The sequence below is a fragment of the Sphingomonas sp. DC5200-1 genome (assembly GCF_049897245.1).
Lineage (GTDB): Bacteria > Pseudomonadota > Alphaproteobacteria > Sphingomonadales > Sphingomonadaceae > Sphingomonas > Sphingomonas aquatilis.
Map to the genome: position 1 here is coordinate 73819 of NZ_JAFCVW010000004.1, position 20292 is coordinate 94110.

Annotated in this window: 18 protein-coding genes; 4 read left to right on the forward strand and 14 right to left on the reverse strand. The window is 67.6% G+C overall.

Annotated features, from left to right (window positions below):
• Positions 1 to 44 precede the first annotated feature (44 nt).
• From ACP7A3_RS09325 to ACP7A3_RS09335, 3 genes are all read right to left on the reverse strand, one after another.
• Positions 45 to 431: a hypothetical protein gene (locus tag ACP7A3_RS09325; protein ID WP_426255397.1), complete on the reverse strand. Its 387-nt coding sequence runs from the start codon at positions 429 to 431 to the stop codon at positions 45 to 47.
• A 240-nt stretch (positions 432 to 671) separates the two neighbouring features.
• Positions 672 to 1205 carry a YceD family protein gene (locus tag ACP7A3_RS09330; protein ID WP_426255398.1) on the reverse strand — a complete coding sequence of 178 codons (534 nt, stop codon included), beginning with the start codon at positions 1203 to 1205 and terminating at the stop codon, positions 672 to 674.
• Positions 1202 to 1720 (reverse strand): ubiquinol-cytochrome C chaperone family protein, encoded by a 519-nt coding sequence (locus tag ACP7A3_RS09335; protein WP_426255399.1) that lies wholly within the window; start codon positions 1718 to 1720, stop codon positions 1202 to 1204. The genes ACP7A3_RS09330 and ACP7A3_RS09335 overlap by 4 nt, the downstream gene beginning before the upstream one ends.
• Before the next feature lie 85 nt (positions 1721 to 1805).
• Between ACP7A3_RS09335 and ACP7A3_RS09340 the strand changes: the two genes are divergently transcribed.
• Entirely contained in the window at positions 1806 to 2378 is a 573-nt protein-coding gene (locus tag ACP7A3_RS09340) for an outer membrane protein assembly factor BamE (RefSeq protein WP_053111676.1), read from the forward strand.
• Between the two features lie 234 nt (positions 2379 to 2612).
• On the opposite strand, the gene pbpC is transcribed toward ACP7A3_RS09340, so the two are convergent.
• Both pbpC and ACP7A3_RS09350 read right to left on the reverse strand, forming a co-directional pair.
• Entirely contained in the window at positions 2613 to 4733 is a 2121-nt protein-coding gene (gene pbpC, locus ACP7A3_RS09345; protein ID WP_426255400.1) for a penicillin-binding protein 1C, read from the reverse strand.
• Positions 4734 to 4988: 255 nt separating this feature from the next.
• On the reverse strand, positions 4989 to 10745 hold the full coding sequence (locus tag ACP7A3_RS09350; protein WP_426255401.1) for an alpha-2-macroglobulin family protein: 5757 nt from the start codon (positions 10743 to 10745) through the stop codon (positions 4989 to 4991).
• A 238-nt stretch (positions 10746 to 10983) separates the two neighbouring features.
• Here ACP7A3_RS09350 and ACP7A3_RS09355 point away from each other — a divergent pair, with 238 nt between their 5' ends.
• Entirely contained in the window at positions 10984 to 11658 is a 675-nt protein-coding gene (locus ACP7A3_RS09355; protein WP_426255402.1) for a glycosyltransferase, read from the forward strand.
• A gap of 84 nt (positions 11659 to 11742) precedes the next feature.
• Here ACP7A3_RS09355 and ACP7A3_RS09360 read toward each other — a convergent pair whose 3' ends face one another.
• Positions 11743 to 12957, reverse strand: coding sequence for a phage minor head protein (locus ACP7A3_RS09360; protein WP_017980600.1), 1215 nt, complete (start codon positions 12955 to 12957; stop codon positions 11743 to 11745).
• A gap of 152 nt (positions 12958 to 13109) precedes the next feature.
• Between ACP7A3_RS09360 and ACP7A3_RS09365 the strand changes: the two genes are divergently transcribed.
• A complete protein-coding gene (locus ACP7A3_RS09365) occupies positions 13110 to 13715 on the forward strand; it encodes a hypothetical protein (protein WP_017980599.1) in 606 nt (201 codons plus the stop codon).
• 112 nt (positions 13716 to 13827) lie between these two features.
• On the opposite strand, the gene ACP7A3_RS09370 is transcribed toward ACP7A3_RS09365, so the two are convergent.
• The 8 genes from ACP7A3_RS09370 to ACP7A3_RS09405 all read right to left on the reverse strand — a co-directional run bounded on the left by ACP7A3_RS09370 (position 13828) and on the right by ACP7A3_RS09405 (position 19751).
• Entirely contained in the window at positions 13828 to 14076 is a 249-nt protein-coding gene (locus ACP7A3_RS09370) for a hypothetical protein (protein WP_017980598.1), read from the reverse strand.
• Positions 14073 to 14252, reverse strand: coding sequence for a hypothetical protein (locus tag ACP7A3_RS09375; RefSeq protein ID WP_017980597.1), 180 nt, complete (start codon positions 14250 to 14252; stop codon positions 14073 to 14075). Before ACP7A3_RS09375 ends, ACP7A3_RS09370 begins: the two co-directional genes overlap by 4 nt.
• Positions 14252 to 15814 (reverse strand): DUF935 domain-containing protein, encoded by a 1563-nt coding sequence (locus ACP7A3_RS09380; protein WP_426255657.1) that lies wholly within the window; start codon positions 15812 to 15814, stop codon positions 14252 to 14254. The genes ACP7A3_RS09375 and ACP7A3_RS09380 overlap by 1 nt, the downstream gene beginning before the upstream one ends.
• Positions 15814 to 17415 carry a hypothetical protein gene (locus tag ACP7A3_RS09385; RefSeq protein WP_426255403.1) on the reverse strand — a complete coding sequence of 534 codons (1602 nt, stop codon included), beginning with the start codon at positions 17413 to 17415 and terminating at the stop codon, positions 15814 to 15816. Before ACP7A3_RS09385 ends, ACP7A3_RS09380 begins: the two co-directional genes overlap by 1 nt.
• A complete protein-coding gene (locus tag ACP7A3_RS09390) occupies positions 17412 to 17954 on the reverse strand; it encodes a phage protein Gp27 family protein (RefSeq protein ID WP_017980594.1) in 543 nt (180 codons plus the stop codon). The genes ACP7A3_RS09385 and ACP7A3_RS09390 overlap by 4 nt, the downstream gene beginning before the upstream one ends.
• A gap of 4 nt (positions 17955 to 17958) precedes the next feature.
• Positions 17959 to 18249 carry a hypothetical protein gene (locus ACP7A3_RS09395; RefSeq protein WP_426255404.1) on the reverse strand — a complete coding sequence of 97 codons (291 nt, stop codon included), beginning with the start codon at positions 18247 to 18249 and terminating at the stop codon, positions 17959 to 17961.
• Positions 18246 to 18704 carry a hypothetical protein gene (locus tag ACP7A3_RS09400; RefSeq protein WP_017980592.1) on the reverse strand — a complete coding sequence of 153 codons (459 nt, stop codon included), beginning with the start codon at positions 18702 to 18704 and terminating at the stop codon, positions 18246 to 18248. Before ACP7A3_RS09400 ends, ACP7A3_RS09395 begins: the two co-directional genes overlap by 4 nt.
• A gap of 102 nt (positions 18705 to 18806) precedes the next feature.
• The gene (locus ACP7A3_RS09405; protein WP_426257144.1) at positions 18807 to 19751 is read right to left on the reverse strand and encodes a hypothetical protein; all 945 of its coding nucleotides are present in this window, start codon (positions 19749 to 19751) and stop codon (positions 18807 to 18809) included.
• Positions 19752 to 19856: 105 nt separating this feature from the next.
• On the opposite strand from ACP7A3_RS09405, the gene ACP7A3_RS09410 reads away from it, so the two are divergent.
• Positions 19857 to 20264, forward strand: a complete 408-nt coding sequence (locus ACP7A3_RS09410; RefSeq protein WP_145957888.1) for a hypothetical protein — start codon at positions 19857 to 19859, stop codon at positions 20262 to 20264.
• Positions 20265 to 20292 lie beyond the last annotated feature (28 nt).

Consider the following 20292-nt stretch of genomic DNA (forward strand, 5'->3'; position numbering starts at 1 on the left):
AAATAGCGGACACTGCGGACGCACCGTACAATGCTGCGAAGGCCTTATGGCAGAGAACCTGGCTGCCAAGGCTGTTCTTTGAACTCGCGCAATGCGAACGAAGCCCATCTATCGAAGCCAACGTCTTTTGTAGCCCGCGCCGTGCATTCTTTCATGGCGGGAAATACTTGTTTGGGATCATCCTTCATGGCTTCAACCAGCTCTTGCGCTTCCGAAGCTTGATCAGGCTTCACTTGCCTAAAATACCAAGTTCTAAATACAAATATACTTTCTCTTTCAAGATCACTGGCGTTCGAGCGATCGGTATTCTTTTCAATATTGAGGAATATCACGGCGCAATCAAGATCTTTAGCCGGGTCTATCTTTTTAATTGAAGCCCCTCCGCACCCTGCAAGGACAAAAATAGCAAAGAATGGGACAAATATCTTCATAGATAGCCCTACCGTCCCATCCCCAATTTCATAGTTTCGTCATCATATGCAAAAACTGTAAAGGAATGTTTTAGTATTTCTCACTAAATTTTGGCGAATCATCAATAAAACATACAATCTCTAAATATAGATAATTTTAGTGATATTTATTCCGTTGTATGAAGGCCATCCGACCCACTGTCGCAATAGCGGACAAAGTGAATCGAAGATTGGGCTGGAATCCGTCGAAGACGGACAGCGTCAGCCAGCCTTTTGTCGCCCCCCCGCCAGCTTCGCCTTCAAATCCTTCAGCGCCCCGAACGGCCCGGCTTCTTCCTCGCTAATGACGCCGGCGGCCTTCAGCGCGTCGGCGGCGTCTGGGCTGCGGGGGAAGGGGTCGAGCGACAGCGCGAGGGTTTCGGCGGCGACCTCGCCGAGGTCGATTCCGCCGCCCTCGATCTCCACCGTGTCGAGCGCGCCGGCGTCGAGTTCCAACTCGTCCTGGCCGTCGAGCCGTTCGACGAACAGCAGCGCGACCGGTTCGTCGATCGTTGCAGGCAGCGGCACGCCCGTGACCGAACACGCCTGCGTCACCGCGCCCGTCACCCGACCGCGCACGGCGATGCCGGCGGCCTCGCGGCGTAGCGTCAGCTCTGCCTCCAACCGCTCGACCGCGATCAGATCGAAGCGCCGTGCCAGGGCGGCGCGTTCGTCGGCATCGGCATGGATGTGGACGGCACGATCGCCCGCGCCGATCGCGTCGAGGCGTTCGGGGCGGCTGAATTCGGGGGTCATGTCTCGTCTCCGGGCAGGTCTCCGGCGGTCAGGCGGTCGAGCGGCGTCGCGTCGAGCGCGGCGCGGAACGCAGTCAGGTGCTGCGCCACATGCGCCACGGCCTCCGGCGCAGGGGCCTCGCCGCGGTACAGGTTGCGGACCAGCGCCGGCGTCAGGTCGCCCGCCGCCAGCCCGTCGCGATAGGCGCCGAGGCGGCCGCCGAGCATGCTCATCATCTTGCCGACATGCTTGCCGACGACCAGGTCGCCCATGCCCATCTGCCGAAGTTGCCCGTCCATGTCGTCGACGAAGCGTTCGGTGAGGTGCGCCGACAGCGTCGCGGCGGCCGGCTCCGCCTCCAGCCGCAGCAGCACCATCGTCAGCACCGCGGCGATCATGTCGAACCGGCCATCGACCGTGTCGGGCACCGCGCCGGCCAGATACCAATGCTCCGCCCGCCCGCGCGTCACCACCGCATTGTACAGCGGCAGCGCCTGGTCCTGTCGCTCGCCGAACAATCGTCCCCACCAACCCACTGTGCGCCCGTCCTCCCTGCCACGCCCCGCGGCACTGCCGCTTGAAGCCTTGTCGTTCCTCGCATATCGAGGCGATCGGCGGGCGATGCAATCGATCCTGCGCGCGCCATGGGCGGGAAAGCCGCCGCTGGAGATTGTGATGAGCGTATCCGTTGCCCGTTTCGGCGCCCGCGCCCGTGCCCGCGTGGGTCTGATCGCGGGAGTGGCCTGTGTCCTGGGTGCCGGCGCCTGCACGCCGCTGCGGTCGCACCAGGGCTATATCATCGACGCCGATCTGGTGAATTCGGTGCAGCCTGGCGTCGACAACCGTGCATCGGTGGCGCAGGTGCTCGGCCGGCCGACGATCGCCAGCCAGTTCGGGGCGCAGGACTGGTATTACGTCTCGCGCGACAGCCGGAACCTCAACTTCCAGAAGCCCAAGGCGAAGGACCAGATCGCGCTGAAGATCACCTTCGATCCCAACGGCACGGTCAAGTCGGTGACGCGCACGGGCATCGATCAGATCGCCAACGTCGACCCGTACGGCAAGACGACGCCGACGCTGGGCAAAAAGCGCGGCTTCTTCGAGGATCTGTTCGGCAACATCGGCACGGTCGGCGCGGCGGGCGCCGGCGGCCCCGGCGGCAGCAACACCGGCGGCGGTCGCAACACGCCGTAAGGGCCCGGGCCTGCGCGGGCCGATCCGACGACCCTATAACGTCACCCCAGCACAGGCTGAGGCGATGGGCTGGCGCAGGCGTATCTTACCACCACGGCGTTGGCCGCGCCGCCTGCTACGCATCGGCGCGGCCGTGCCGTGCTTGGACCGGCACTGATCCCAAAAGGGGTTAAGGGATCAGTGGCGGCTAACGCGTCATGCGGGCTTTGGTTCGTTCGCGCCGCACGATTTTCGTCAGCGCACCGTGAACAGGATCTGGTCGACGATGCGGCCGCCGCCATCGACCAGCCGCAAGCGATGCAACCCCGGCCCCGGCATCACGGGTTCGCCGTGATCCGCCGGCCCCAGATCGCGCGAATCGAGCTGGATGCGATGCGCGGCAGCACTGCCGCTGACCCCGATCACCAGCCGCTGGCGATCTGCCGGAATGTCGGGATCGAGCGCATAGACGCTGCCCGCCACCGGATTGGTGAAGCGCGGGCGATGCGCCTCGGCCGGCGCGGCGGCGACCCGCGTCTGCGCGGTGCCCCGCACGAAAAACTCCTGCCGCGCCTGTTCGCGCGTGTCGGTGAAGGCGACACGGCTCGCGACGACATCGGCCGGCTTCGGCGGCGCGCGACCGGGCACGCGGGCATGCAAGGCCAGCATCACGTCGCGCCACACCGGCGCCGCGCCGCTGGTGCCCGACACCGCGCGCATCGGGTCGCCCTCCGCATTGCCGACCCACACGCCGACGGTGAAGCGATCCGAATAGCCGATGCACCAATTGTCGCGCATCGCCTTGGACGTGCCCGTCTTCACCGCCGCCCAGAACGGCAGGCGCAGAGCCGAATCGAGGCCGAAGGTCGCGGCGCGCGCATTGGGATCGGATATCATGTCGCCGACGATCCACGCCGCCGCCGGCGACACGATCGCGCGCGGCGCCACGCGCGGCTGGTCGAGTGTCAGCCGCAACGAGCTCCACCGCCCGCCTTGCGCCAGCGTGCGATACGCGTCGGCCTGCTCCAGCAGCGTCACCTCCGCCGATCCCAGCGCGAGCGAGAAGCCGTAATAGGCGCCGTCCTCCACCAATCCGCGATAGCCTAGGTCCCACAGACGATCGCGGAACGGCTCGACGCCGACGAGCAGCAGCGTCCGCACCGCCGGCACGTTGAGCGACCCCGCCAGCGCGATCCGCGCCGACACCGGTCCCTTGAATCCACGGTCGTAATTCTGCGGCACGTACAGGCCCGACGCGGTGTCGAGCTGCACCGGCGAATCGTCGAGGATCGACGCGGGGGTGAGGTAGCGCCGCTCGATCCCCAGCGCATACAGGAACGGCTTCAGCGTCGATCCCGCCTGGCGATAGGCATTGGCGTTATCCACCGCCGGTGCGGTCGACGCGCCGCCGATCCCGCCGACATAGGCGAGCACGTCGCCGCTCGCGTTGTCGACCACCACCACCGCGCCATCGCGCGCGCGCGTGCCACCGAGGCCGAGCAGCTGCCGCCGCAGCGCCGCGGCCGCCATCCGCTGCACCCCGGCGTCGAGCGTCGTGGTGATGCGCAGCCCAGGCTTCGTCAGCAACCGGTCCGACAGATGCGGCGCAAGGCCGGGATCGAGCGCCAGGCTGCGCGCCGGCCCCAGCATCGCCGCGACCTGCGGCGCGAACCGAGCACATGCCGTATCGCCCGACAGCGCACACGCCCGCCGCGCGATCGTCGACGCATCGGCGCGCGGATCGGGCAGCAGCGCGGCGAGCAGCAGTGCATCGTCGCGGGTCAGGCTGCCCGGCGTCTTGCCGAACAGCCCTAGCGCCGCCGCGCCGATCCCCTGCGCCTCGCCGCGATAGCCGGCGAGGTTCAGATAGGCTTCGAGGATCTGGTCCTTGCTCCACCGCGCCTCTAGCGCACGCCCCGCGCGGATCTGGCGCACCTTGTCGATCCACCCGCGCGCGCCCGGCCGCGCCAGCGTCGGCGACAGGAATCCCGCGACCTGCATCGACAGCGTCGACGCACCACGTGCCCGCTGCCGCTCGAGCCGCGCGCGCGTCGCCCCGGCCAGCGCCAGCCAGTCGACGCCGCCATGATCGAAGAAGCGATGATCCTCCGCCCGCACGATCGCGGCGCGGGCATCGGGCGCGATGGCTGACAGCGGCGTCCAGGCGAGCCGCCGCGCCGCGAAATCGACGCGGGCGCTGTCGATCAGCGCGCCGTGCCGATCGTACAGCCACGCCTCCGACGGCCGCCACCGCGCACGGACGGTGGCGTAATCGGGGAGGGGTGGTGGCCGTGTGGCATAGTCGAGGCCGCCACCGAGAACGGCGACGGCGCCGACCAGTGCGAGGGCGCGCCGAGGGGTGAAACGGAACGCCACGTCAGACGCTCAGGCCAGCAGCCCCGCCGCTCTGCCACCCCGCTTGCCCCACCCACTCCGTCACCCCGGACTGGTGCCAGAGTCCACCGTGGGGCTGGGGGGACGGCCTGCGCGTCCAGCCTTCCCCCTCGCCGCGGAGTGGACCCCGGACCAAGTCCGGGGTGACGGGGGATGTGAGGCGACCGCAGCGCCCCCATCCAGGGCGTCCTGATCCGGCGCTGCATCGCCGCGCCCTCCTCGCAATGACAGCCCCCCTCACCGCTGCCCCACCACCACCGGCTGGTTCGGCACCTGCGCCCGCACGCTCGGCGAATACATCGCCTCCACCCGCGTCGGCGGCAGGCTGAACCGGCCCGCGCCGTTCAGCCGCAGCGCATAGCTTACCGTGAAGCGCCCGCGCGGCACCCAGGCGAAGAAGCCGCGCCAGCTGTCGTTGCCGCGCTCGATGTACGACGGTTGCACGCCATCGCTATCGCCGCCCTCCCCCAGCATCTGCGACTGGTTGGCGAGGTCGCCGATGATCGTCGCGCCCGCGGGGATCGGATCGTCGACCACCACCCAGTTGCGCTCGGCGCTGGCATCGACGGTGATCGTCACGCGCAGCACGTCGCCGCGCGTCAGCTGCCCGGCTTTGCGCGCCTGCACCACCTGCACCGTCCGCGTCGCGCGGTATCCGGCGAAGACCGGACTGGTCAGTGGCACGGCGGCGCGCACGAGCACGGTCGCCCATGGCCCCGCCCCGCCGCTTTGGCGCAGCACCAGCGGCGTCTGTGCGGACGGCAGCGGCAGGCTGACCGTCCGCGCGTCGGCAGCGAGCGGCCAGCTGCGCGACGCGCTCGCCGCGCCCAGCTGCAGCGTCGTCGTGCCCACGATCGCCTGCGCCGGATACAGCCCGGCGAACTTGCGCACCGCCACCGCACCCCAGGCATTGGCGGTCGTCGTGTCCCAATGGCCGCGCGACTGGCGCAGGCTGACGCCTACCATCATCTTCGCCGCCTCGTCCTGCCAGCCCGGTCGCCCGAGCGTGACGAGCAGCGCCTTGATCGCCGCCTCGTCGCCCGACGCCATCAGCCACCACGGCGCCGACGACGCGTCGGATAGATCGAGCCGCGTGCCTTCGTACACCAGCCGGCTGCGCAGCACGCCTTCCGCCTGCGCCTTCAGCGCCGCCGCATTGGCGGCGGGCACCCGGTCGAGCGCGGCGATATAATCGGCGAGCAGCGAGGTCGGCATGTCCTGTGCCGGCAGGCCGATCTGCCCCAGCATTGCGGGCGTGGCTTCCCCGGCCCGCGCGAGCGCTGCGAACGCCACCAGCTTCTGCTGGCGCGGATCGCCATAGGTCTCATGCCGGACGCGGCCGTCGAGCACCGCCTTCAGCCCCTCCACCATCCGCCCGCGCGAAGCCGGCGGCAGCGGCAGCCCCGCCTCGCTGGTCAGCGACAGCACATAGGCGGTCAGCGCCTCCGACCCGTCGAGCGATTCGCGCGGCCAGTAGCGCAGCAGGCCGTCGGATGCCTGATAGGTCGGGATCGCCCCCGCCAGCGCGCTCCACCGCGCCGCATCGCCGAGCGCGACGATCCGGCTCAATTGCTGTTCGAAGCAATTGTACGGATAGCGCGTCATGTAATCGCGCACGCCCGCCAGCGGCGGCGCGAGCGTGTCGGTCAGTTGCACGTCGACCGATCCGCGCCCAGGCAGCGCCCCCGCCGGTGCCGCGATCGGCAGGCTGGTAGCGTCGCTGACCCGGGTCAGCGCTGCCGCCCAGGTTTCGACCGGCACCGCCGCCACCACCTGCTGGCTGACGGACAGCCGGTCGCTTGCCTTGCCGTCCTTCGACGTGGCCGTGACCTGCCAGCGCAGCGTCCCGCTCGCCTGCGGCGCGGTCAGGTTCCACGCGACCGGCACCGCGCGTCCGGCGGGGATCGTCACTGTCAGCGGCCGCCCTTGCGCGATCCGCGGGAACACCTCCACCTTGGCAGTGACGGTCATCGGGTGATCGCTGCCGTTGCGCAGCGTAAAGCCCGCCGCATACCAGTCGCCGCTGCGCACCAGCGGCGGCAGGCCAGCATAGACCGACAGGTCCTGCGCGGTGCGGATCGCCGTCGATCCGGTGCCGAACAGGCCGTTGCCGTCGGTGGCGATCGCGACCAGCTTGAACGACGACAGCGCATCGGACAGCGGCACGCGCAGCGTCGCCCGCCCGCTGGCGTCGAGCGGCACCTGCCCCTGCCACAGCAGCACCGGCTTGAAATTCTCGCGGTTGATCGCCGCCGCGGCATCGCCGCCGCCACCGCCCGCTTCCACCGCCTTGCGCCCGTAATGCCGCTTGCCGACGACCTGCATCTGCGCGGTCGAGGTGAGCACCGACAGCGGCCGCTCGCCCATCATCGCCGTCAGCACGTCCCAGCTGTCGTTGGGGGCGAGCTGCAACAGCGCCTCGTCCACCGCGACGAAGGCGACATCCGCGCTGGTCGCCGGGGAGCCATCAGGCCGCTTCACCTGCACTGCGACCGCCGCCGTGCCGCGCGGCGCGAACCGTTCGTGATCGGCTCTCACCGTCACGCCCAACGTATGCGTCTCCCACCCCACCTTCACCTTGGCGATACCGAGCCGGAAGGCGGGCTTGGCGAGGTCGACCAAAGCGGTCGGTTCGGGCGCGGGTTCGCTCTTCACCAACCCCAGCGACTGGCCGATGCCGCGCAGCCAGCTGGTCCAGCCGCTTTCCACCCGCCCGCGCACCGCGAGCACGGAGACGAAGACGTCGGGTGCATACGATCCCGGCATCGGCACCTCGACCACCGGATCGGTGCCGCTGAGGTCGGTGACGAAGCTCGACAGCACGCCCTCCCGCTCCACCGTCACCAGCGCGGTCGCGGCGCGGAACGGCATGCGCACCTGGAATCGCGCCGTCTCGCCCGCCTTGTAGGCAGTGCGTTCGGGGATCACGTCCATCCGGTCGCCATTGTCGCCGCCGAACCACCAGGCGTCGTCGCCGACCAGCCACACCGATTGCACCGCCCGCGCGACATTGCCGTCCGCATCGGTCGTCGTCGCCACTGCATAGACCTCGCCCGACACGCCGGGATCGATCGTGCAGCTGGCCAGCCCCTGCGCATCGGTGGTGGCGCTGCAGGCCGCCGCCAGCTTCGTCGTGCGCATCTGGTTGTCATAGGCGTAGAAGCCGCCGATCAACCGCCGGCGCGCGGTGAGAATCTGGCGGCTGTACAGCGCGACCGAGACCGTCTGCCCCTTGATCGGCTTGCCGCGCGCATCGAGCGCGACGAACTTCAGCCGCAGGTCGTCCTGTTTCATCAGCCAGCCGTCGGTCTTGATGCCCAGCTGCACCGCGGACGGCAGGATCGGGATGACGCGGCTGGCGGTCAGCACCTCGCCATTGGCGTCCTGATAATCCATCTCGACGCGCATGTCGGCGAGTCCGTCGAGCGCGGGCACGTCGACGTTGATATGGCCCGTACCGTCGCCGCTGAGGGTCGCCGGCAGCGTCTGCGTCGGGGGCAGCGGCGTCTCGCGATCGTCGCCGTCGCCGTTCATCGCGCGCTTACCTTCCTCCACCTTGGCACCGCCGAAGGTGTACGCCTCATAGCCTTCCGGGTTGGCGCTATGCGCGAACCAGCCGACGCGCACGTCGACGGGCAGGTTGCTCGCGCCGCCGCCGGACAGGTAGCCGACATACAAATCGAGCGGCAGCGACTTGGGCCGCACCGCCGGCGCCTTCGGCCCGGTCACGCTCGCCCGCATCGTCGGCAATTTGTATTCGTCGACCTTGAACGACTGCGATGTGTAGGTGACGTCGTCACCCCGCACGCCATCACGCACGATACGCAGGTCATAGTCGCCCATCGGCGCGCCCTGCGGCACGGTCCAGCTCGTCTCGCCCACCCCGCGCGCATCGATATTGAGCGGCAGGTCGAACTGCGTGTCCGATCCCCGATGCGCGAGGCGCAATGTGCCGCTGAATCCCGGCGGGATCGCAAAGCCGCTGCCGTCCGGCCGGCGGACGATATGCTTCATGTGGATCGTCTCGCCCTGGCGCACCAGCGCGCGGTCGAAGACCGTATGGAACGTCTCGGACGGCGCCGAATAGCCATAGGGCAGTTCGAAATCGTACGGCCGGATGCCCTCGCCCCACGTCGTCAGCGCAAAGCTGAAATCGTCGCCGCTGCGTGCAGACACCATCAACGGATGCGCGGTCGAGGTATCGGAACAGCTGCCGTACGTCTCCGGCTCGGGCAGCCCCTTGGGCACCATCAGACCGCCGCTGCGATCGGTGACGCCGCGCGCCAGCACGCGGCCGGTGCAGCTGTCGCTCACCTGCACGCTGGCATTGGCGACCGGCTTACCGCTGTCGAGCGCCGTCACCCAGGCAAGGCTGCGCTCGCGGCCCCATTTGAAATGCACCGCCATGTTGGTGACGAGCGCCGCGGTCGCGACATAGCGCGGCGCGTTGCGTCCCAGCAGCGACCGCCCGAGCCGCGGGCTGGCGAGTTCGACGACATAAAAGCCGGGTTTCCCCAGCGGAATGCCGACGACCTCGAATTCGCGGCCCTTGCCCGGCAGGCCCAGCTTCAGCCCCGCGCCCTGGTCGCCGAGGATCGACCGGTCGCCGGTGTGGTTGATGCGCGCCACGACCTCGTCACCGCGCTTCACGTCCTCGATACGAGTCTCGCCCGCCGCGGCAACGGTGCGAAGCCATTCGGCGACCGCCGCATCCGAATCGCCCACCTTCAGCGTCCGCCCGCCGATCGCCAGGCTCTTGCCCTGCAACGCCGGTTCGACGTTGCGCACGGTGACGGGCAGCACGCCCCCTTGCGCCGATTCGAGGATGCCGAAGTCAGCGGCGAACTTCACCAGCGGCGGTGCTTCGTCGAACTTCACCTCCAGCGGGAAGCGTTCGGCGTTGCTCAAGACTCGTCCGCTCTCGTCCTTGATCCCGGCGGGCAGCGTCAGCTTCGCGGTCGCATCGGCGGGCAGCGGCGCCTTGAAGATGACGTCGCTGATCGTCGCCTTCTTCCTGTCGTCGTCATCGAACGTCGGCGCGATCGATTTCCCGTCCGCAAAGGTCAGGCGAATCGCCGCGGCCTGGCTCATCGGCACCGGCGCGGTGAAGCGGACGTACGCCGGCTGCACCGGACTGCACCCGGCCTGCGGATTGGTGCGGCTGCATTCGAAGCGCGCCGCGAACGGCTTGCGCACGGTGAAGTCGAACCGCTGGTCCGTGCCCGCGAGCTTGCCCGACGCCGAGGCAATCCCCTTGCCCCACACCAGCGCCATGTCGCGCCCCGGCGGCAGCGCGCGGCGGCATTTCAGCGCGGTGATCCCCGCATAGGCGGCCTGTCGCTCCGCAGGCGTGGCCGGCACCGCTTCGGGCAGCCCCGCATTATCCAGGAAGCTGCGCACCGACCAGTTGCGCGTCCCCATCTCGCCCAGCAGCTTCGCCGGCAGGCCGGCATCGAGCACGTCGACCGGAATCTTCTCGCCTAGCCCATCGACCGCACAATAGGCGTTGGCGGCCACCGAAGCGCGCGTCGGCACCACGGGCGCGGCGACCAGGAACACCTGATCCTCTTCGATCTCGTCCCCCGACGGCAGCACCGCGAGCGCGCGCGGCCCGCCCGCCTCGACCGTGTAATTCGCCCGCCCGGAGAAGCTGTAGCCCGATACGCTCTTCAGCCCCTCGACCGCGTCGAAGCTGCATTTGGCATCGCCGGTCAGCGGCGCGGCGAAATCGAACACCCAGGTCTGCGGATCGACCCAGCGGCCTGTGCCGGCACAGCCGGTCTTGAACGGCGCCTTCGCCCGCGGGTCGCCCAGCGGCACCATCGCCTGATTGAAGCGGATCGTATAGCGTTCGATCGCACCGCCGCCATTCGCACCGGCGCCGCCCGTGCCGGGCTGGGCGAGCACCACCTGCGGGCTGTCGTCACCGAACGCCGCGACGGGCGCCAGAGCCAGTGCCAGCACCGCCAACCGTACCGCCGCATTCCGCCGCATGCCCGCCCCCCGCTGTTGCGCCATGTCTAGGCGGTTCGCGGGGCCGAATCCAGCGGGCCGAAGCTGCCTGCCCCACGCGAATATGCAGGCGATTATTGATCCGATTCGCGCGAACACCTCGAAGCCGGCGGCAAGACCGGCCCGTTATCTTGGGCCAATTCATATCGATGCCAGAAGCGACTTGCCGAACTTTGGTCCGTAATGGAGGTTTGTAACCGGGCGGACCGGGGGGTGGCGCGTGGATTGGATCACCGCGATTATTGACGCCGCTGCGCGCGAAACCATGTTGTTCGCCGCGGCCGGCCTGTTGATCGGCGGGCTGGACGATCTGATCGTCGACCTGTGTTTCCTGGTACGACGCGGAATGGGACGCGGCGCCATTCCCGCGCATCTAAATCTACTAGCGGCGCCGACCGACAGCGGATGCCTCGCGATCTTCGTGGCTGCCTGGGACGAACAGGCGGTGATCGGCCAGATGCTCGCCACCGCCGTCGCGCGCATCGATCATCCCGATTATCGGCTCTACGTCGGCGTCTATCCCAACGATCTCGGCACGATTGCCGCGGCGCGTGCGGTGGCGGCGACCGACCCGCGCATCCGCGTGATCGTCTGTGGTTGGTCAGGGAACCGGGAAGGCGGTCGGGGCGGGATACAATGGGATCGGGTGGGATCGATCGGGCTGGATATCGCGGAAAACGGCGGCTGGGCGGTGCACGCACGGGCATTTCGAGGTTGCTGGCCAATCCGACGGCGGCGTTCCCAGTTCGGGTGGCGGGGTCGCGGCGATCGCTGGGCGGATGAGGCGCATTTCCCGATTCCCGGTTCGGCCGCGTTCCCGGTTTGCCGATCGGCGCGATTTGCACGTGGGCTGCAAGCGTCCTACATCGGCGATGCGACGCGCGTGACACGGTGAATCTGCCTGCCGTAGGACCGCTCCGGGCAGGGAGCGGGATCGCATGCGAGGGGATGGCAGTCCTCGCCGCGCGTCGTCCCTTCCTTACAGATCGATCCTGTCGGCGCCGGCGATCAGCTGCGCGATCGTGCGCGGGTTCGCGAAGCGATAGCTGACGAGGTACAGTTCGCGCCCGCCCGCCGCCGCCTTCACCACCGCGAGCCGCTGGCGCCCGTCGGCCTCGCGGAACAGAAGCAGCCGGTTGTCGCCCTGGCGATAGACCGCGTCGGGCGCGGCGCCGATCTGCGGCAGCTGGCGATAGTCGGCGACGGAGAGTTCGGGATGCCCCTCGCTCCGCCCCGTCCGGCCGAGCTGCTTGGCGAAGGTATCGCTCGACAGGCGCACGACATGCGCCTCGCTGCCGATCGCAGCGGAGAGGTCCGGCGCCAGCACCATCACCGGGAACACGCCGCCCGGTTCGTGCAGCGTTTCGAGGAAGGCATCCGACTGGACGAGGTCGTCGAGCGTCGCGCGCGCCGCGGCAAGGTCGACCGGCGCCGCCGCCTCCAGCGAGCGCATCGCCTTTTCGGCGACCGCGCGCAGGCTGGCCTTGCCCGGATTGTAGCCGAAGCCTGGCGAGATGCCTGCCGGCACCGCGATCGGCGCGGCGCCCGCGGGCGTGAACGCCACCGGCGGGCCATCATCGGGCACGTCCGAAACCGTCCACCCCTTCGCCGTCATCTCGCGCTGCGACAGCTGGCGCACCGTGCAGCGGCAGAACCAGCCGCAGGGCGGGAAATGCGTGTCCCACCAAGGGTGGTCGACGGGCAGGATCACGCCATGCCAGCGCCGGTGCTCCGGCCGCGTCCGGCTGTCCATGACCGCGACGTAGCGGAGGAAGGGGCGCACGTCCTTCAGCTCCTGGATGCGCGCCCAGCGCCCGGCGGCGCGGCTGACGCGCAGGTTGGTGTCGTAGATCGTGCGCAGCCGCCGCGCGCCGACGTGCACGATGTCGTCGGTGCCGGTCAGGCTGCGATCCTGCACCTCGCCCCACCAGCCCTGGCGCTTCAGAAAGGGGACAAGGTTCGCCTGCCAGTGTTCGAACGTGCCGCCGTTCGCCAGCATGTCGGCGAGGCTCGCCTGGATTTCGGCAAGCAGATCGAGGTTGGCGACCTTGGCGACGGTGAAGGCGCGGGCGTGTTCCTCGTGCATCATCTCCGACCAGCGCACCGTCGCGCGCAGCGTGTCCCGCGCCTCGAAGGCGCGGACGGTGGCGTCGGGCGCGAGGTGGATCAGGCTGCTGATAGGTCTGTTAGTCATGCTGTAATGTTCATCGAACTAACGTGCCGACCAGACCGCGATTTTTGGCGAGTGAAATGAATAGCGAAGCAACAACAAAAATAGCTTGGGGATAGTACAGCCTTACACCCAATGAATGGACCGCATTTTCGGCGGTTGCCACGCTTGGCGCGATGGTTGTCGCGATTGTGGCGGTCATCGCAACGGGGGCAGCTGTTTGGGCGTCCATCCGTATCCCTCAAAAAGTCGCTAACCAGGCGAAGGAGGATGCGAAGGCGGTAGATAAAGCTCGTAAAGACGAAGAACAGAAAAAAGCGGATGCGGCAGCCAAGGCCGAGGAAGCCGCGATCGCGATGCGTTACCGTGAGGTGGCCAATGCCGTTTCGGGGGCGCTTGACCTCCTTCGTGACACGGTATCCCGCGTACAAGCCGCTTATGATCCGACAAATCCTGAAAGAGGCGCGACGGCCGATTTCCGAAAAGAGACGAACCGCTTCGGCGCCCAAGCCGCATACAAGTCTGGAACTTTGGATATTCTTGCGAGAATGCCTGGACTGACCGACGGAGCGATCGACAGCTGCGTGGGTGCATCCATTGCGATGCAACGCATTGTGAGCGCAGTTCAGAAGGGCTTTTTTTCGGGCGGCACAGGCCCCGAGAACCTGCAAGCCGCTTTGGTGATCGGCCACGAGGTTAAAGGTCGGATCGAGGGAGTTATCCTCTACAATGATGTGAAAGACGCCGGCCCTGTTTCGCCGTTGCCACCAACGCTTTTCTGACGAACATTTGTGTAAGCGACGATCTTCGACAAACGCACACTGATCTACCCACTTCATCTTTTCGCACTCAACGTCGAGGTGGCTCACGCCTGAATCGCGACTGCTCCCTCCGCTACAAGTTTTGCCGGGCGATCCCCGCATCGGTCAGCCGGAAGAAGCTGATGTAGGGCACCTTCAGCCACGTCGCGGGCTTGAGGTCGACCTGTCGCGCGAGCGCCGGGCGGCCGGGGGCATCGCGCATCAGGCTGACCAGCGTCGCCCAGGCGACGCCCTGCGCCTGCAGGTCGGCGAACTGGCGCAGGATCACAGGGTCGAGCGTGGCCAGCGCCCGGCGCTGAGGGCGGGTCAGGCGGCGGGTCATCGGCGGCGCCCGTCGCGGCAGGGGGCGCAGCGTCCGCCGACGAGGCGCGGCGACCAGCTGTCGCACGTCCGGCAGTCGCCCGGCTCCCCGGCCGGCACAACACGCACCGCGCCCGCGATCTGGCGTTCGAGCAGGCGGTCGGCGATGTCGCCGGCGCGATCGGCGTCGTCGGCCATCAGGCGTCTCCGCCCGGATCGGTCAGCGCGTCGAGGCGCAGCGCGAAGCCGGCGCGTGCCAGCCGCTCGACCAGCGGGTCGAGGTCGGCCAGCTCCGCCTCGCGCGCCAGGATCGCGGCGGCCTCGTCGGGCGAGCGCGCGGCGGCGAGCTGGCGGACGAGCGGATCGACCAACGCGTCCGCGGCGCGGCGCCAGCCCTCGTCGGCCATCGCCGCCTCCACCGCCTCGTCCACCACGTCGCGGGGGTGGAGGACGGGCACGAGCGCCTCGGCCAGCGCCACCTTCAGCGGCGCGGCATCGTTGGCGGCTGCGGGCGGCGCGTCGGGCGGCGCATCCGCACCGGCGGGCGGCTCGACCGGCGTGGGGGCGGCCTTGCGTTCGTAGCCGTCGCCATAGCGGTCGCGGAAACTGTCGTCGGTTCGCACCCAGCCCAGGCGGCCCAGCACCTCGTCGGTGTCCGCCGCGGCCTTCAGGTCGTCCTCTTCCTCGACGATGCGCACGACGCGCGGGGACGCCACGTCGGCACCGAAATTGAGGTCGGTCCACCAGCGTGCCGGGCCGGCGTTGAACCCGTCCGACAACAGGTCTGCATCGGCCTTCACGACCTCCAGCTTCACGTCGGCGTGGACTTCGCCCTGCGCACGGCTCGACCCGTTGTCGGTCGTCATCGTCTGCGACAGGATCACCTTGGCGATCGCGCCGTCCATGTAGCGGCAGACCGCCTGGAAATCGGCGCCGGACTGGGCGAGCGTCAGCAGCTCGACATCCATGCCCGCCGGAATCGCGAAGCCGCTGTCGTTGGCGATCGCCTGGATCGCGGCGAGCAGCTTGTCGATGTCCTTCTGCGCCGATCCGCGCGGGTAGATGCCCTTGGCGGTCGGCACCGCGAACTTGTCGAGGAAGATGTTCCAGAAGCGGACGCCGTTCCGCTTGAACAGCGTCGGCCAGTAGAGCCATTCCGCCAGCCCCTCGCCATAGGGCGTGTCGTCGTCGGTGCCGCCCGCCGTCACCACCCAGAACTTGCGCGGCGGCAACGCCTCGCCCGCGGGCGCGGTGCGGGTGAGCAGGCGCAGGTCGCCCCTGGCGTCATAGCGGAAGCGGCGCGCGTGGCGGACGTGGATCGGCAGGCTCTGCGCGCCCGGCACCCAAGTCAGCAGGCCGTCGAGCATGCCCCAGTGCAGTTCGGCGACCTGGATCCCGTAGAAGCTCGCCCACAGCATCTTTTCGGTCAGCCGGTCCCAGCCGATCCGCTCCAGTGTCGCCTTCAGCGCATCGCCCGCGGCGACGGCGCGGGGGTCCGCCTCGTCGCCGGGCAGCACGTCCCATTCGCGGCTGACCACCGCGCGGATACGCTGCTCCATACAGCTTTTCACCTGGTCGTCGCGGCGGATGCGTTCGTAGACGCCCCAGTCGGGCGAGGCGCCGAGCTTCGGGTCGCGCGCCTGCTGCAGGTCCTGGATGTAGGGCCGGGTGATGTCGCGGCCATCGCCGGTCGTCGCGATGCTGGCGGCAAGGTCGGCGGGCACGCGCGCGGGCGCCTTGCGGGAAAAGGGCCACACCATCACCAATCCCCCCGGCCGCCGAAGCGATCGTGCCGGCGCACCGTGCCGAAGCCGGTGTCCGTCGTTTCATAGTCGCCGCCCTGGCTGCGCGGCTGGCCGGCGGCGTGCACGTCGATCGGCTGGACATCCTCGTCCGCCGCGCCGACCAGGTTCATCAGCGCGATCGCATAGTCGCCGTGGCGCTTGCCCTTGGCGCCGTCCGCCTTGGCGTCGATCCGGTCGACCACCATCGGCACGCCGCGCACCAGCTTTACGAGGCGCAGGTCGTCGAGCACGCCGTCGCTGCGCGGGATCAGCAGGGTGCGATCCTCGAACCGCGCCTTCAGCCGGGGCATGCGCGCGAGGTAGATCGCCTGCGTCGCCATCACGCCCTCGATCCGGTCGGCGCCGAATTCCTCGACCATGTCTTCGGCGAGCTGCTGGCCGTTGCCGCGCGCGTCCATCTTGCCGGCCGACCAGTTGGGCAGCGTGCGACACAGCCAGACGAGGATGCGGAACTGCGCCCAGAAGGGCACGCCCAGCATCTCGATGCCGAGGCGGTTGTGAAGGACGAGCTGCGCATCCTCCTGCCCGCAGGCGATCACGGAAAGGTCGGACGAACGCGCGAAATCCTGGCCGAAGAACGACCGGGCGTGGGGATCGAAGGTCGCGACGACGGGCGCCAGCACGCGCTCGATCCACTCGTCGATCCACGCCTCACGCCAGGCGCGCACTGCGTCGCGCACGGCGTCGCCGATCGGCGCGCCCGGCCCCGCCAGCAGACCGCCGGCGGTGTCGAAATCCTTGCCGGGCACGAGGCGGACGACGGCATAGGCGGGCGACATGCACGCCTCGATCGTCGCACGGGGCAGGAAGACGCCCGATCCCTTGGCGGGGACGACGTCCAGCTCCTCCTCGGCGGCATCCTTGTAGGTGTTGCGCAGGTCGGCCTCCCACGCCGCCTCACCTTCGGCGGTCCATGTCTTGCCGGTGCGCAGGCAGATGCGGCGGTAGAGGCCGTGGGCGATCGCATCCTTCAGCGTCAGCCGCTGGACGACGCCCTTGCGCTGCCCGCCGCGAATCTCGCCGATCAGCTCGTTGAACGGATTGTCGGCGCCGTCATGCGTCGAGATGACGACGACGCGTCCACCCCACATCAGCAGCGCCAGCGCCGCCTTCAGCACGCCCCAGAAGTCGTCGTGGAAGGCGGCTTCGTCGATGATGACGACGCCCTGCATGCCGCGCAGCGACCGCGGCTTGGACGACAGTGCGACGATCGCCTTGCCGCTGGGAAAGTCGATGCGAAGCGCCAGGATGCCCTTGTCCGACCCGTCGTCGAACAGGAATTCGTCGGACGCGGTCGCCGCGGCGTCGAACGCCTTCGCGAAATCGCCGCAATAGGCGATGAATTCGCGGGTCATGTCCTTGTTGTAGGCCAGGTAATAGACGTTGGACGGGCGATGCGCGGGCGATGCGGTCAGCACCGCATCCGCCGCGAAGCCATAGGTCAGCCCAGTGCGGCGGCTCTTCTCCGACACGAACAGCGGGTGCGCATGACTCAGCTCGATCGCCTCGATCTGATATGGCAGCAGGACGGCGGGCGCCTCGGCGGGCAGGGTCATGCCGACAGTCCCAGGATACCGAGCCGTACCGCGCGCAGCGTCGCCTCGCTGGCGCCCGCGGCGCGGCCGGCGGTTTCGGCATCGGCGGCGGCGCGTTCGCGCGCGCGGCGCGCTTCCTCCTCGCGGATTTTCGCCTCGCGCTCGATGTCGATCTTCGACGCGCTGGTCGCGTCCTTCACCGCCTTCGCCAGGCGCGAGAGGTCGAGGACGGACAAATCCTCCTCCGCCTCGCCGGTCATGTGCGGCATCAGCACGCGCGTCGTCAGCGAGGTCATCAGCTGGATCATCATCCGGCCCTGCAGGTCGTCGGCGCTGCCGAATTCGCGGCCGAACGCCTCGGCGACGCTGCGCATGTCCCGTTGCTGCTTCGCCAGTTCGGCGAAGCCCTTGGTGTAGCGGCCGACCGCGGAGCGCGATGCGTCGCCGCCCATGTCGCGGATGCGCGCGACGATCGCGTCGATCGTCTCGCGCCGCTCGATCGCGTCATGCACCGCCGCCAGGATCGCGGGCGGCAGCGCATCGATGGTGGAGCGCGCCATGGCGTCAGTCTCCGGTGCGGTGCCGACTGACGCCCTCGACCGTCAGCTGGCCGGTCGCGACATCGCGGCCGTCGGCGAGCACGCGCGCGACGGTGTAGGGACCCAGCGCCTCGGCATGGACCAGCCCGGCAGCGCCCAGCCACAGCAGCTGCTCGGCCACGTCACGTGCGGCGACGCGATGGCCGAGGCTGCGCAGCTGCAGCGCCAGCGTGTCGTGATTGTGCTCGCCGCCGATCTCCTCCAGCAGGTCGAGGATCGCGCGGCGGACGATGGGGAGCGCGAGCGGCGGGATCATTCGGCGCTCATCCCGCGCTCGATCAGCATGCGCAGATATTCCTGCGTCGTGTCGTGCTGCTTCGACAGGCCGCCGATATGACGTTCGAGGCCCTGGACCGAGGCGACGACCTTGGTCAGTTCGGTGTTGAGCGCGTGGCGGGTCGGCGGCTTGACCAGCTCGGCCTCGGCGACCTTCAGCCGGCTTTCATGGTCGCCCAGCTGATCCTTGATTCGCTCGTAGCGGGCGTCGCGCTCGCGCCGGTCGCTGGCGAGTTCGGCATCGATGCGCGTGCTTTCGGCGCGCGCGTCCTGGCGCACCGTGGTGAAGGCGCCGTCGACGCGGTTCTTCTCGACGACCGCGTCCGCCTTGGTAACGAACTGCGCCTTCAGCCACAGCACCGCGCAGCCGACCATCATCGGCGTGAGAAAGACCGCGACCTGCCAGCTGACGGTCCAAATTTGAAACCACGACAATGAACGCACCCCGGTTGTGTCGGGGTGGGTGTGCTGGAAGGAACGCGCCGGGGACGCCTTCCGCAACCGGAAGGGCGATCCCGGCGATCACCCCCGATGCGTTCAGTCTCGCTTTCCTCGTGGGAAAAGTTCATCCATCCGCTTGTTGACGCACATCGTTACCTCCTGCTTCTCAACGAAGCCGCGTTCGATGCAGCGGAGCAAAACCGAGCATCCGATACGATCGATTTTCTTGTCGCCGCTGCTCTCGGTCGCCCTGCAGAATCGCTCGCTTCTGCTGACTTTCCTGATCGATAGCTTCATTCTCTGAAAACTGCGGGCCAAGACAACAATATCATCCTGGCTGGTCACCTCGTTACCATTATCCTTCTGAGGCACAGATGGAGTCAAAACATCCGCGCTAGGCCTGGCCGGCGCGATGATGCTCGGAGATATCTCAGCGGAACGCGCAATCGGCGCCACGGACTGTGGCGATCGTGTTTCGACCTCACTCGACAGCGACTGGCGCGTTGACAATGGAGGCACGGCCAGCGGAATTGCCGCTGCGGTGCTACCATCATTCACCGTTCCTTCCGATTTCTCGCACGGCCCAATCAACCGGCCAATGATCGTCTTCCTGCCAGACGAGCGCCCCCCCGATCGGTTCAGCACGTCGGTATACTCGTCGATCTCAAAGGACGTATCGCTTATGATACCGGAATATCGGTACGAAAAGTCGACCGATATCGTGCTGCATCTCCGGCGGCCGGAAAGACGGTCATTTTTCAAGTCGATAGTAACCGTGGAACACTTTTCCATCATGCCTTCACGGCGCTGTCTCTCAAGGACGCTCTGAAGCGCGCTCAGACCGTTTCTGTCCCCCACACACACTTTCTGTGGCTGCCGCGTCTCGACACTCTGACCGCGCATCCGGGCCGGCAAAGTCTCGCGCACCTCCCACTCGCCGGCAGCCATTTTTGGTAATTTCCCATTGACTACAATATCTTGATCCTGAGCAAATACATAGCTCCCAAAGCAAGCCAAGGCTGATATCGCGGCGATACGCAAAAGGGATCTCATGAGATAACCGTCCTTTTATTTCTTGCGGAGCGAGTTACTGCATGCATAACATGTTGTTCCGCATTCTAGCGGAGTAAAACGGGAGGATTATTGATGAAGAGCGTAGCCATTGCCGCCGCGATTCTACTTTTCCCATCTGCTGCCTTCGCGCAATCGGCACAAACTGGCCCTGACGGACGTTACAAAAACGCCGTCGCAACACGAGCATTTCCCGCTACCGTATCATCAAGGCTTTCGGCGGAAGAACCCTTCAAAAACGCAGTACTGCTTCGATCTGGATCGGGGAACGTCAACGCAAAATCGCTCCTGAAAAGAGTGGCCGATCCTGATAGGTTCGACGATCCAATATGGGAGGCGCGTCAGGAATGCATCTACAATTGTCACGCTGACGCAGATTCCTTGGCGTGGCAAAATTGCGTAGGCCTCAACTACGATGCGCAATATTACTGCGAAGACTCGTACAGGCAGCAGGCGGAAAACTGCGAAAGTGGCTGTGGGTAACAATAGGCGATAAGAGAGGGGTGTAGGG

Excerpts from the sequence above, each read along its gene's own strand:
- ACP7A3_RS09325 (WP_426255397.1), bottom strand. The coding sequence starts at position 431 with ATGAAGATATTTGTCCCATTCTTTGCTATTTTTGTCCTTGCAGGGTGC.
- ACP7A3_RS09330 (WP_426255398.1), bottom strand. The coding sequence starts at position 1,205 with ATGACCCCCGAATTCAGCCGCCCCGAACGCCTCGACGCGATCGGCGCG.
- ACP7A3_RS09340 (WP_053111676.1), top strand. The coding sequence starts at position 1,806 with ATGCAATCGATCCTGCGCGCGCCATGGGCGGGAAAGCCGCCGCTGGAG.
- ACP7A3_RS09350 (WP_426255401.1), bottom strand. The coding sequence starts at position 10,745 with ATGCGGCGGAATGCGGCGGTACGGTTGGCGGTGCTGGCACTGGCTCTG.
- ACP7A3_RS09360 (WP_017980600.1), bottom strand. The coding sequence starts at position 12,957 with ATGACTAACAGACCTATCAGCAGCCTGATCCACCTCGCGCCCGACGCC.
- ACP7A3_RS09365 (WP_017980599.1), top strand. The coding sequence starts at position 13,110 with ATGGTTGTCGCGATTGTGGCGGTCATCGCAACGGGGGCAGCTGTTTGG.
- ACP7A3_RS09370 (WP_017980598.1), bottom strand. The coding sequence starts at position 14,076 with ATGACCCGCCGCCTGACCCGCCCTCAGCGCCGGGCGCTGGCCACGCTC.
- ACP7A3_RS09375 (WP_017980597.1), bottom strand. The coding sequence starts at position 14,252 with ATGGCCGACGACGCCGATCGCGCCGGCGACATCGCCGACCGCCTGCTC.
- ACP7A3_RS09380 (WP_426255657.1), bottom strand. The coding sequence starts at position 15,814 with ATGGTGTGGCCCTTTTCCCGCAAGGCGCCCGCGCGCGTGCCCGCCGAC.
- ACP7A3_RS09385 (WP_426255403.1), bottom strand. The coding sequence starts at position 17,415 with ATGACCCTGCCCGCCGAGGCGCCCGCCGTCCTGCTGCCATATCAGATC.
- ACP7A3_RS09390 (WP_017980594.1), bottom strand. The coding sequence starts at position 17,954 with ATGGCGCGCTCCACCATCGATGCGCTGCCGCCCGCGATCCTGGCGGCG.
- ACP7A3_RS09395 (WP_426255404.1), bottom strand. The coding sequence starts at position 18,249 with ATGATCCCGCCGCTCGCGCTCCCCATCGTCCGCCGCGCGATCCTCGAC.
- ACP7A3_RS09410 (WP_145957888.1), top strand. The coding sequence starts at position 19,857 with ATGAAGAGCGTAGCCATTGCCGCCGCGATTCTACTTTTCCCATCTGCT.